Here is an 11,640-nt window from a genome sequence, read left to right as displayed (position 1 = left end):
CGGAATTAGCTGTAACGCATGGGGGTGGGAGTCATCGCGACTTCACGGTGTGCTCATGTTCTTCGCTACCTGTTCTGTTGCCGGGTGCTTCGAGCGCTCGAAAGTGCTCGACCACCGCGGAGGTGTCCGGTGAACCGGTGATGCGCAGCGCTCTGGTGAAAGCTCGCCGCCGAATCGCCTGCTGTAAGCACTGCGGTGTGGGGTGCAACCAGGCACCCCGCCCCGGCAAACTACGCGCTGTGTCAACGACCGCGGCGAATTCGCCGTTCCCGTTCGACACAGCCACCACTCGAAGCAGTTCGACGGCCAGCTCTCGCTTCCGGCATCCGACGCACGTGCGCACCGGGACCGAAGGTTCGCGCTGGATCACGGCTCAGTCTAGCGTCACTTGCGCGACGGTCAGAATCGCCCGCGCCTGCCTAGTGGTCGTGCGCCATCCCGTGGCTGGCGCCGTGTTCGGGCTGGTGCTCCGAGTGCACGTCCGAACCGGCGGGCGCACCCGGCGCCGCGTCGCCGCGGATGTCGATCCGCCAGCCGGTGAGCCGGGCGGCCAGCCGCGCGTTCTGGCCCTCCTTGCCGATGGCCAGCGACAGCTGGAAGTCGGGCACCACCACGCGCGCGGCCCGGCCGACCGGATCGATCACCGACACCGAGACCACCTTGGCCGGCGAGAGCGCGTTGCCGACGAACCGGGCCGGGTCCTCGTCGTAGTCGATGATGTCGATCTTCTCCCCGGACAACTCGCTCATCACGTTGCGCACCCGCTGCCCCATCGGGCCGATGCAGGCGCCCTTGGCGTTCAGTCCGGGCACGTTGGACCGCACCGCGATCTTGGACCTATGCCCCGCCTCCCGGGCCACCGCCACGATTTCCACCGACCCGTCGGCGATCTCGGGCACCTCCAGCGAGAACAGCTTGCGCACCAGGTTGGGGTGGGTGCGCGACAACGTGATCAGCGGCTCACGGGATCCGCGGGTCACGCCAACCACATAGCAGCGCACCCGGTTGCCGTGTTCGTAGCTCTCGCCCGGCACCTGCTCGGCGGCCGGGATGACCCCCTCGGACGCCTTGGTCTCGCTGCCGATCCGGACGACGACCAGCCCGCGGGCGTTGGCCCGGCTGTCGCGCTGGATGACGCCCGCGACGATCTCGCCCTCGCGGGTGGAGAACTCGCCGTAGGTGCGCTCGTTCTCGGCGTCGCGGAACCGCTGCAGCATCACCTGGCGTGCGGTGGTGGCGGCGATCCGCCCGAAGCCCTCGGGAGTGTCATCCCACTCGCTGATGAGGTTGCCGTCCTCGTCGACCTCGCGGGCCATTACCTTGACGACGCCGGTCTTGCGGTCGATCTCGATCCGCGCGTCCATCTGATGACCCTGGGTGTGCCGGTAGGCGGTCAGCAGCGCCGATTTGATCGTTTCGAGCAACTCGTTGACCGAGATTCCCCGATCGACCTCGATCGCATGCAGCGCGGCCATGTCGATGTTCATCAGCCCCGCTCCTCCTCATCGCTGTGATCGCTTCGCTTCGCATAGACCCCCGCCAGTTCCAACTCGGCTCGCGGTGGCGGCGAAAACTCAACCTGCACAACAGCTTTCACGATCCCGGCCAGCGGGACATCGCGCACAACCCAGTCCCGGCCGTCGCGGACCACCAGCGCGACGGCGTCGTCGCGCGTCTGGCCTACCCGGCCGGTCAGCTGCGATCCGTCCGCCAGCGACAGCTCGACCTTGCGGCCACGGGCGCGGCGGAAGTGCTTCTCGCTGGTCAGCGGGCGCTCCACGCCCGGCGAACTCACCTCGAGGAGATATGGGTGACTGTCCAGGCCGTCGAGCAGGGTCGACGCCGAGCGCGACAGCGTGGCGATGGTGTCCAGGTCCAATGCGGTGTCACCGTCCGCGATCACGGTGATCCGGGGCGGACGGGCCCGGGGGTCGATGACCACGTCTTCGATCTCGTAGCCGGCGCGCGCGAACTCTTCACCGAGTAGCTCGATCACCTGCGTCTGCGTAGGTAGCCCGGTGGTCACGGCGAGCTCCTCATCTTGAGTTGTTCGGCCAGCAAAACGTCTTTTGGTGCCCGCCGGTACGTACCCCCTCGCGTTCCGCGAGAACCGACTCTCCACGATACGCCTCAGAACCGCGATTAACGCCGTGATCGGCCGTGACGTCGGCTGCCACGGTCCGGCTGACGCGTGCCTGGCAGGATGTGGGCGTGCCCAGCGCAGTACCTGTCCTTAACAGGCGGGGTGTGCTCGCTGGTGGTGCCGCTCTCGCTGTACTCGGGCTGGGCGTGTCCGCCTGCGGCCAGTCACCGCCCAAGCCGCCGGCGACCGAGGAGCTGCTCGGTCCCCTGGATCAGGCCCGACGCGACGCTGCCCTGGCCTCCGCGGCCGCCACCGCCATCGGCCTGGCGCCGCAAATCGCGGCCGCGCTGACCGTCGTCGCCACGCAGCGCGCCGCCCATGCCCGCGCGCTGTCCACGGAGATCGCCCGGGTGGCCAACAAGGCGACATCCTCGACGAGCGAAACTCCCAGCCCCACCGCCGCGGCCGGCCCACCGCCGCCGCCACCGCCGGTTTCCGACGTGATCGATGCGTTGCGCGCGTCGGCCGAGAGCGCCAGTCGGTTGGTGGCCACCACGTCGGGGTATCGGGCGGGCCTGCTCGCGTCGATCGCCGCGTCGTGCACCGCGTCGCAGACGGTCGCGCTGGTCCCCGGGGGGCCGTCGATATGAGCACCGGCAAGGACGCCGACATCGCCGCGCTCACCGACGCGCTGGCGATCGAGTACTCGACGATCTACGGCTACGGCATCGTGTCGGCGCTGTCGCCGCCCAGCGTCAACGACCTGGTGGTGGAGGCGCTGCTGACGCATCGCCAACGCCGCGACGACGTCATCGCCATGCTGGCCGCCCGCAAGGTCACTCCCCCGGTGGCGGCCGCGGGCTACCAGCTGCCCATGCTGGTGGGCAGTCCGGCCGACGCGGCGCGGTTGGCGGTGCGCATGGAGAACGACGGCGCGACCGCCTGGCGGGCGGTGATCGAGCACGCCGAGACCGCCGACGACCGCGCGTTCGGCGCGACGGCCCTGACCCAGAGCGCCGTCATGGCCGCCCGCTGGAACAAGACGCTGGGCGCCTGGCCCATCACGACGGCATTCCCGGGCGGGAACGAAAACTAGATCCCGAGTTCGTGCTCGATCTGCGGGAGGTAGCCGAAGCCGTCCGGGCTGAGCAGGATCCAGTCGTGGATCTCGCCGGTGCGCAGCACGAAGGTGAACGGGGCCCCCTGGGTGGCGGCGTTTTCGTCGAGGAGCACCACGTCGGGTCCGAGTGAATCCAGCGAACCCGAGTAGACGGTCGTCGGCGGCAGTCCGTTCAGCGACCCGAAGATCGGGCTCACCTCATAGTTGTTCTCCGGAAGATTGCCCGCCCACTCCTTGCCGATCAGCTGGCCGGGCCCGACCGGAAGCAGGGGGTCGTGGACGAAGCCGATGTTGGGATTGGTCAGCGCCACGTTCAGCCAGGGCGACAGCAAAACCATTGACGCCGGGACGGTTTCGTTGTTGGCCACCAGGTATTCGGCGGCCGCCAGCGCGAGATTGCCGCCCGCGGAGTCGCCGTACACGCTGACGTTGTTGGCGCCGTGGGCGGCGATCTCGGATTCGATGAGGCCGGCCATTTGCGGGACCACCACCCCGGCGGTGCCGCCCTGCTGCAGCAGCGGGTAGATCGGCACCTCGATGGTGGCGCCGGTTTGCGCGGCCATGTGGGCGTAGTTGAACCAGTGGAAGATCGACGGTCCGAAGATGAACGCGCCGCCGTGGATGGCGACCACGTACTTGCCGTCGGGGTGCGCCGGGGTGATCTGCACGACGCTCATGCCGTCGTAGGTGGTGTGCTGGACGGTTTCGCCGAACAGCAGCGGCAAGAACTTCGGCGGCGTGTTGCTGAGGAACAGCTTGATCGGCGGGATGGGCTGGGTGACCAGCTGCAAAAAGAAGGAGTGCGGGTTGGCCAGTTGATTGAAGAGTAGGGGCTCGACGAAGACCTTGACCCCCCACAGCCCGGAGACTTCGAACCTGTTCAGCAGCGACGGCGCGCCGACGAAGGCCGGATTCAGCGTGGCCGGCACCGGCAACGACGGCCCGGTGCCGACGATGTCGGTGAGGATGGTTTTCGCGATGCCGTTGACGCTGGCCGCGGTCGTGGGTCCGGATAGCCCGGCGAGGTGCTCCAGGTCCTGCTCCCACTGCGCCAGCTGCGCCACCGTCGCCGACGCCCCGGCGTGATAGCCGCTCATCACGGCGACATCGTGGGCCCACATGTGCTCGTAGGCGGCCTCGACGGCCGCGATCGTGGGCGCGTTCTGCCCAAACAGGTTGGCGCGCACCAGCGCCAGCAGCTGGTTGCGGTTGGTGGCGATCGAGGCGGGGTCGACGACGGTGGCCAGCGCGGCCTCGAAGGCGGACGCGGCCGCGCGGGCCTGGGCCGCCGACTGTTCGGCCTGCGCGGCGGCCTTGCCCAGCCAGCCCACGTACGGGGTGACGGCGTTCGACATCGCCGCCGCCGACGGGCCCTGCCAGGCCTCGGCCGTCAGGTCGGAGACCACCGAGTTGAATGCGTTTGCCGCTGAGCTCAATTCGCTGCCGATGCCGTCCCAGGCCGCCGCCGCTTCCAGCATGGGCGCCGAACCCGGACCCTCGAGCAACAGGCCCGAATTGACCTCGGGCGGCCACACTGTGAAGTTCATCGCTGCTCCCCTCTGAACGCGATCAGTGCACCCCGATTGCCCGCGCCGGCCCGTCCTGAAACTATCCGGCGAGCGCCGCCGTGATTTCGGTTGCCAGTGAGTCGGCCACGGCGAGCTCGCGCGTCTCCGAGCCGAACCGGTCGCGCAACTCGACCACGCCGTCGGCCCACCCCCGGCCCACCACGACGATCCACGGCACGCCGAGCAGCTCGGCGTCCTTGAACTTGACCCCCGGCGAGGCCGTGCGGTCGTCGAGCAACACCTCGACACCCAGCCGATCCAGGTCGGCGGCCAGGGCGGTGGCACCGGCGCGGGCCTCGGGGTCCTTGTTGGCGATGACCAGGTGCACATCGAACGGCGCGACCGCCGGCGGCCAGCGCAGGCCCAGCTCGTCGTGGTGCTGCTCGGCGATCACCGCAACCAGTCGCGACACCCCCAGGCCGTAGGAGCCCATGGTCAGCCGCACCGGCTTGCCGTCCTCACCGAGCACGTCGGCGGAGAAGGCGTCGGTGTATTTGCGGCCGAGTTGGAAGATGTGTGCGACCTCGATGCCGCGGGCCGACACCAGCGGACCGGCGCCGTCGGGAGAGGGGTCGCCGTCGCGCACCTCGGCGGCCTCGATGGTGCCGTCGGCGGTGAAGTCTCGCCCGGCCACCAGCCCGACAACGTGCTGACCCTGCTTGTCGGCCCCGGTGATCCAGCTGGTGCCGTCGACCACCCGCGGGTCGAGGAGATAGCGAACCTCGTTGTCGCGCAACGCCTTCGGCCCGATGTAACCCTTGACCAGAAACGGGTATTTGGCGAAGTCGGCGTCGTCGAGCAACGCGTATTCGGCCGGCTCCAGCGCCGCGCCCAGCCGCTTGTCGTCCACCTCACGGTCGCCGGGCAGCCCGATCGCCAGCAGCTCCCAGTCCCCGCCGGGCTGACGGACCTTGAGCAGCACGTTTTTCAGCGTGTCGGCGGCGGTGACGGTGCGGCCCAGCCCCGCCGCGTTGGCCCAGTCCACCAGGGTGGCGATGGTCGGCGTGTCGCCGGTGTCGTGCACCACCGCCTCGGGCAGCCCGGCCACTATTTCCGCCGGGGGCGGCTCAGGTTGGGCGGTGACGACGGCCTCGACGTTGGCCGCGTAGCCGGATTCCAGGCAGCGCACGAAAGTGTCTTCGCCGACCGGGCTTTCGGCCAGAAACTCCTCCGAGGCGCTGCCGCCCATCGCCCCCGACACCGCCGAGACGATGACGTAGCGCACCCTGAGCTTTTCGAGGATGCGCTGATAGGCCTCGCGGTGCGCGTGGTAGGCGGCCTTGAGCCCGGCGTCGTCGACGTCGAAGGAATAGGAGTCCTTCATCACGAACTCGCGCACCCGCAGGATGCCGGCGCGCGGGCGGGCCTCGTCGCGGTATTTGTTCTGGATCTGGAAGAGCAGCAGCGGGAAGTCCTTGTAGGAGCTGTATTCGCCCTTGACGGTCAGGGTGAACAGCTCCTCGTGGGTCGGGCCCAGCAGGTAGTCGTTGCCGCGGCGGTCCTTTAAGCGAAACACGCTGTCGCCGTACTCGGTCCAGCGGTTCGTGGTCTCGTAGGGCGCGCGTGGCAACAGCGAGGGAAACAGGATCTCCTGCCCGCCGATCGCGGTCATTTCCTCGCGCACCACGCGTTCGATGTTGCGCAGCACCCGCAGCCCCAGCGGCAGCCAGCTGTACAGGCCGGGCGCGACGGGCCGGATGTAGCCGGCCCGGATCAGGAGTTTGTGGCTGGGCACCTCGGCGTCGGCCGGGTCGTCACGCAACGTGCGCAGGAACAGCTGGGACATCCGGGTGATCACAGCGCGCAAGCCTAACGTGGTCGGTCTTTGCGACGGGCGCCACGCCAGCGCAACGCTGCGGTGTCCTTGCCACTTTGGCGTGACGGCCGGTTGCCGAGCTACAGCTCGCCGGCGTCGATGGCGTCCTTGACTTCCTGCGCGTGGGCAACTTGGGCGGCGGTGTAGCCGATGAGCAGAGAGACCGCGCCGACGCAGATGGTGAAGCCCGCGACCCACAACAGGCCGTAGGTGTAGCCATGGTCGAGCGCATGCAACTGCGCCGTGTTCATGTACTTCACCGGGCCGGTGATGCCGCCCAGGTACAACGTGCGCGAGGTGATGACGGCCTGGATGCCGGCCAACACGATCGGACCGCCCAGGTTCTGCAGCATCAACGAGATCGCCGATGTCGGCCCGATCTGGTCCAGACCGACGCCGGCGATCGCCGACAACCCCAGCGGAACGACGATCATGCCGATGCCGATGCCGCCGAGCACCAGCGGCAGCACCAGGTTGGGGAAGTACGGTATGCCGCCGTTGATCGTGGAGCCGTACACCATGGCCGCGACCACCAGGGTGCCGCCGCCGATCACCAGCACCCGCGGCGGGAAATACGCCACCAGCTGCGAGGACGCCCCAAGGCCGATGCCCATCGCGACGGCGAACGGGATGAAGCAGACACCGGCGCGCAATGCGCTGTAGCCCATGATGTCCTGCACGTACAGCCCGATCAGCACGGTCAGGGTGAACATCACGCCGCCGGCCATGAAGATGGCCGCAAAGGTGGCCAGCCGGTTGCGGTCGCGGAACAGCTCGAACGGCACGAGGGGGTTTTCGGCGGTCCGCTCGACGACGGCGAACGCGACAAAGGCAACCAGGGCCACCAGACCGGAACCGATCGTGATGACCGAGATCCAGCCCTTCTCGGGCCCGATGGAGAAGGCGAATACGGCCGCGGTACAGGCGAGCGTCGCCAACACGGCTCCGAGCGCGTCCAGCTTCATCCGCTGCCGGTTGGTTTCCCGCAGCGTGGTACGGGCCAGGTAGATCATCACCAGCCCGATCGGCACGTTCACCAGGAACGCGAGCCGCCACGACACCTCGGTCAGCGCCCCGCCGACGACCAGGCCCATCACGGAGCCGACACCGGTCATCGCGGCGAACACCGCCATCGCCGCGTTCCGCGACGGGCCCTTGGGGAAGGTGGTGGCCACCAGGGCCAGGCCGCTCGGTGAGGCGATCGCGGCCGCGATGCCCTGCAGCAGCCTGGCTGTGACCAGGGAGAAGTCGTCCCAGGCGATGCCGCACAGCGCGGAGGCAATGGTGAACAGCGCGACACCGACGATGAAGCTGCGCTTTCGGCCGATGGTGTCCCCGAGGCGGCCACCCAGCAGCATCAGCCCGCCGAAGGTCAGCACATAGGCGGTGATCACCCAGCTCCGGCCGGCGTCGGACAGGCCGAGTTCGTTCTGGATCTTGGGCAGCGCGACGATCGCGATGGTGCCGTCCATCGTCGCCATCAACTGCATGCCGCCGATCGCGATGACCGCGGCGACGAACCGCCACGACGGCAGCCACCTGGGGTAGTACCTGCTGGTAGTGGCTGTGGCGGACTTATCCGAGCGCGTCGGACGCGACGGGGCTGGACGATCGGGGCGGGCGTCAGCGGAATTGTGGGTCAAATTCCGCGCCGCCCGCTCTGCTTCGCTGAGAGCCGTCATAACGAGTTACCTTACAGTAATCTTAGGAATCTTTTAATCGCCGCACGTCGCTCAGACCCACCACGGGCCCGATCACGATGATCGCGGGCGGTCGGATTCCTTCTTCGCGGATTTTCTCCGGCGCGTCGGCCAGGGTGGCCCGCAAACTGTGCTGCGCGGCCGTCGTTCCGTGCTGGACCACCAGCACCGGCGTATCCGCAGGTCGGCCGCCTTTGATCAGCACTTCCGTGAAGAGTTCGATGCGCTCGACCGCCATCAGCAAAACGATGGTGCCCGCCATCGCGGCCAAAGCATTCCAATTCACTAACGATTCCGGGTGGTCGGGCGCCATATGGCCGCTGACCACCACAAATTCGTGATTTACGGCCCGGTGCGTGACCGGGACGCCCGCCGCGGCGGGCACCGCTATGGCACTTGTCACACCCGGCACCACGGTCACCGGGATTCCGGCCTCGGCGCATGCCAGCACTTCTTCGTAGCCGCGGGCGAAGACGAACGGGTCCCCGCCCTTGAGGCGAACCACGAAGCGGCCGGATCGGGCCCGTTCGATCATCACGTCGTTGATCGCGTCCTGCGCCATGGCCCGGCCGTACGGGATCTTGGCGGCGTCGATGACCTCCACGTGTGGCGGTAACTCGGCGAGCAGTTCGGGGGGCGCCAGCCGGTCGGCCACCACGACGTCGGCCTGGGCCAGCAGGCGGCGGCCGCGGACGGTGATGAGTTCGGGGTCGCCGGGGCCGCCGCCGATCAGGGCCACCTTCCCCGGCCCGCCGGGGATCTCGTCGATGCTGTCGGTGGGGATGAGGCCTTGCTGTAGCGCCTCGCGGATCGCCGACCGGATCGCCGCCGACCGCCGGTGCTCACCGCCGGCCAGCACGCCCACCGACAGCCCGGCGTAGGCGAACGACGCCGGGGTCACCGCGCTCCCCTCGACGGCCACGTCGGCGCGGACGCAGAAAATGCGGCGGCGGTCCGCCTCGGCGACGACGGCGGCATTCACGTCGGCGTCGTTGGTGGCCGCGATCGCGTACCACGCCCCGTCGAGGTCGCCGTCGCGGTATTCCCGCACCGTCAGCGTGATGCCGTCCATCGCTTCGACGGCCCGGGTGGCGGTGCGAGAGATGACATGCACGTCGGCGCCGCTGGAGATCAGCAGGGGTAACCGACGCTGCGCGACCGTGCCGCCGCCGACCACGACGACCTTTCGTCCGGTCAGCCGCAACCCGACGAGGTAGGGGTTCTCGGTCACCTGGCAAGCCTAGTGGCCCTAGTGGCCCTAGTCGCGCTGCCGCGGGCGTAACCACACTGCGATAGCCGACGCGATTTTTCGCGGTGGGGTTACGCTCGCCGGCCGGCTGCGCGGGCGACGAAGCGGGCGATCGCGTCGGGTGCCGCGGCCGGATGGGTGTGCAGGTATGACGCGTGAACCCCGGCGTGCACGACGCCGTCTCGCACCGCGTCTATCTCGTCGCCGCGGTACACCCACGCCGGTTGGTAACATTCGGCGAATGTGACTGCGGTCCGGTGGAATTCGTGTCCCACCGCGCGCTGGCCGGCGCTGTAGAGCACGGATTCGGCGACCGCGACGGCGTCGCGATACGCCAGCGTGAGCCGCGGGGTGAAACGCGCCGATCCGGCCAGCACCCCGCACATGGGATGCCCGTCGAGCTCGTCGAGCAGGTAGATCAGCCCGGCGCATTCGGCGTGGATGGGCGCCCCGGTCGCGGCGAGTTCGTTGATCTGCCGGCGCACGACGTCGTTGCCGGACAATTCGGCGGCGAACTGCTCGGGGAAGCCGCCCGGGAGCAGCACCGCATCGGTGCCGTCGGGCAGCGGGTCGACGAGCGGGTCGAACTCGGCCACGTCGGCGCCGGCGGCGCGCAGCAGTTCGGCGTGTTCGGCATAGCCGAAGCTGAATGCCTTGCCGGCGGCCATGGCGACGGTGGCACGCGGCCCTTCCCCTGCCACCTCGGCGGCATCCCACGGATTTTCGCCGTACCCGCCGCCGGCGGCCGCGACCACCGCGGCCAGGTCGACGTGTCGAGCCACCAGGGCCGTCATCGCGTCGACCGCCTGGGTGGCGCGGCGGCCGTACTCCACCGCGGTCACCAGGCCCAAATACCTTGTGGGAAGCTCCGATTCGGCCGCGCGCGGGATGGCGCCCAGCACGGGTACGCCGGCCTGCTCGCAGGCCTGGCGCAGCACCTGCTCGTGTCGGGGTGATCCGACCCGATTGAGGATCACCCCGGCGATCCTGGTTGCGGTGTCGAACGTGGAAAAGCCGTGCAGCAGTGCGGCGATGCTGTGGCTCTGGCCGCGCGCGTCGACCACCAGCAGCACCGGGGCGTTGAGCAGGCCGGCGACGTGCGCGGTGGATCCTACGGCCGGCACGGCGGCCGCGGGGCCGATGCGCCCGTCGAACAGGCCCATCACGCCTTCCACCACGGCGATGTCCGCGCCCTGGGCGCCGTGGGCGTAGAGCGGGCCGATGAGGTGCTGCCCCACCAACACCGGATCGAGGTTGCGGCCGGGCCGGCCCGCGGCCAGCGTGTGATACCCCGGGTCGATGAAGTCCGGGCCCACCTTGAACGGCGCGACGGTGTGGCCCGCCCGCCGCAGCGCGCCGATCAAACCCGTTGCGACCGTGGTCTTTCCGCTGCCCGACGCGGGCGCGGCGACGACGAGCGCCGGGACCGCCTTCACCGCGAGCGTCCCCAAAATGCCATGCAACACGGCGTGTCGCCGTACAAATGGGCGCGCTCAAGCCGAGGGATCACCACTCGATGCCCTTCTGGCCCTTGCGTCCGGCGTCCATCGGGTGCTTCACCTTGGTCATCTCGGTCACCAAATCGGCGGCCTCTATCAGCCGCGGCGGCGCGTCGCGCCCGGTGATCACCACGTGCTGGTGACCCGGCCGCGCCAACAGCACGTCCACCACCTCGTCGACGTCGACCCAGCCCCACTTGAGCGGGTAGGTGAACTCGTCGAGCACGTAGAAGTCGTGCCGCTGCGCCGCCAGCCGACGCGCGATCTCCGCCCAGCCCTCGGCCGCCGTCGCCGCGTGGTCGGGCTCGTCGCCGTGCTTGCGTGCCCAGGACCACCCCGCGCCCATCTTGTGCCATTCGACGGCGCCGCGCAGCCGACCCAGCTCCCGCAACGCCGCCTCCTCCCCCACCTTCCACTTCGCGCTCTTGACGAACTGGAACACCGCGACATCGAGGCCGGCGTTCCACGCGCGCAACGCCATCCCGAATGCCGCCGTCGACTTGCCCTTGCCGTCGCCGGTGTGCACGGCCAGCACCGGCGTGTTGCGCCGGGCCCGGGTGGTCAGGCCATCGTCGGGCACGTGCAGCGGATTACCTTGTGGCATG

At 69.2% G+C, this 11,640-nt stretch carries 11 protein-coding genes; 2 read left to right on the top strand and 9 right to left on the bottom strand.

What is annotated here, in order from left to right; translation table 11 throughout:
* Window positions 1-31 precede the first annotated feature (31 nt).
* Genes G6N66_RS07950 through rimP form a run of 3 tightly spaced genes read right to left on the bottom strand, consistent with a single transcriptional unit; the run spans window position 32 to window position 2,026 of the window.
* Complete coding sequence (locus tag G6N66_RS07950) at window positions 32-370, bottom strand: YlxR family protein (protein ID WP_179968262.1); 339 nt, start codon at window positions 368-370, stop codon at window positions 32-34.
* A gap of 49 nt (window positions 371-419) precedes the next feature.
* On the bottom strand, window positions 420-1,487 hold the full coding sequence (gene nusA / locus G6N66_RS07945) for a transcription termination factor NusA (protein ID WP_085236052.1): 1,068 nt from the start codon (window positions 1,485-1,487) through the stop codon (window positions 420-422).
* Window positions 1,487-2,026, bottom strand: a complete 540-nt coding sequence (gene rimP, locus G6N66_RS07940) for a ribosome maturation factor RimP (protein ID WP_085236054.1) — start codon at window positions 2,024-2,026, stop codon at window positions 1,487-1,489. The genes nusA and rimP overlap by 1 nt, the downstream gene beginning before the upstream one ends.
* 185 nt (window positions 2,027-2,211) lie before the next feature.
* Here rimP and G6N66_RS07935 point away from each other — a divergent pair, with 185 nt between their 5' ends.
* Both G6N66_RS07935 and G6N66_RS07930 read left to right on the top strand, forming a co-directional pair.
* Window positions 2,212-2,733, top strand: a complete 522-nt coding sequence (locus G6N66_RS07935; RefSeq protein WP_085236246.1) for a hypothetical protein — start codon at window positions 2,212-2,214, stop codon at window positions 2,731-2,733.
* On the top strand, window positions 2,730-3,179 hold the full coding sequence (locus G6N66_RS07930; protein ID WP_085236055.1) for a ferritin-like domain-containing protein: 450 nt from the start codon (window positions 2,730-2,732) through the stop codon (window positions 3,177-3,179). The genes G6N66_RS07935 and G6N66_RS07930 overlap by 4 nt, the downstream gene beginning before the upstream one ends.
* On the opposite strand, the gene lipY is transcribed toward G6N66_RS07930, so the two are convergent.
* From lipY to cobO, 6 genes are all read right to left on the bottom strand, one after another.
* On the bottom strand, window positions 3,176-4,750 hold the full coding sequence (lipY, locus tag G6N66_RS07925; RefSeq protein WP_179968261.1) for a triacylglycerol lipase LipY: 1,575 nt from the start codon (window positions 4,748-4,750) through the stop codon (window positions 3,176-3,178). The two genes, G6N66_RS07930 and lipY, sit on opposite strands and share 4 nt — an antisense overlap.
* Before the next feature lie 61 nt (window positions 4,751-4,811).
* Window positions 4,812-6,569: a proline--tRNA ligase gene (locus G6N66_RS07920; RefSeq protein ID WP_085236057.1), complete on the bottom strand. Its 1,758-nt coding sequence runs from the start codon at window positions 6,567-6,569 to the stop codon at window positions 4,812-4,814.
* 98 nt (window positions 6,570-6,667) lie between these two features.
* Window positions 6,668-8,269 carry an MFS transporter gene (locus tag G6N66_RS07915; protein WP_085236059.1) on the bottom strand — a complete coding sequence of 534 codons (1,602 nt, stop codon included), beginning with the start codon at window positions 8,267-8,269 and terminating at the stop codon, window positions 6,668-6,670.
* Between the two features lie 22 nt (window positions 8,270-8,291).
* On the bottom strand, window positions 8,292-9,518 hold the full coding sequence (gene cobA, locus G6N66_RS07910; RefSeq protein WP_085236061.1) for a uroporphyrinogen-III C-methyltransferase: 1,227 nt from the start codon (window positions 9,516-9,518) through the stop codon (window positions 8,292-8,294).
* Between the two features lie 89 nt (window positions 9,519-9,607).
* Entirely contained in the window at window positions 9,608-10,972 is a 1,365-nt protein-coding gene (locus G6N66_RS07905) for a cobyrinate a,c-diamide synthase (RefSeq protein ID WP_085236250.1), read from the bottom strand.
* A gap of 70 nt (window positions 10,973-11,042) precedes the next feature.
* Entirely contained in the window at window positions 11,043-11,639 is a 597-nt protein-coding gene (gene cobO, locus G6N66_RS07900; protein WP_085236063.1) for a cob(I)yrinic acid a,c-diamide adenosyltransferase, read from the bottom strand.
* Window position 11,640 lies beyond the last annotated feature (1 nt).

This window comes from Mycobacterium conspicuum, from assembly GCF_010730195.1.
Lineage (GTDB): Bacteria > Actinomycetota > Actinomycetes > Mycobacteriales > Mycobacteriaceae > Mycobacterium > Mycobacterium conspicuum.
The sequence above is the reverse complement of the archived record's forward strand: the minus strand, read 5'-3'. Positions and strand labels throughout refer to the sequence as shown.

What these genes read in the sequence shown, in the direction of transcription:
- cobO (WP_085236063.1), bottom strand. Translation starts at nt 11,639, where the DNA reads ATGCCACAAGGTAATCCGCTGCACGTGCCCGACGATGGCCTGACCACC.
- nusA (WP_085236052.1), bottom strand. Translation starts at nt 1,487, where the DNA reads ATGAACATCGACATGGCCGCGCTGCATGCGATCGAGGTCGATCGGGGA.
- G6N66_RS07915 (WP_085236059.1), bottom strand. Translation starts at nt 8,269, where the DNA reads ATGACGGCTCTCAGCGAAGCAGAGCGGGCGGCGCGGAATTTGACCCAC.
- lipY (WP_179968261.1), bottom strand. Translation starts at nt 4,750, where the DNA reads ATGAACTTCACAGTGTGGCCGCCCGAGGTCAATTCGGGCCTGTTGCTC.
- G6N66_RS07930 (WP_085236055.1), top strand. Translation starts at nt 2,730, where the DNA reads ATGAGCACCGGCAAGGACGCCGACATCGCCGCGCTCACCGACGCGCTG.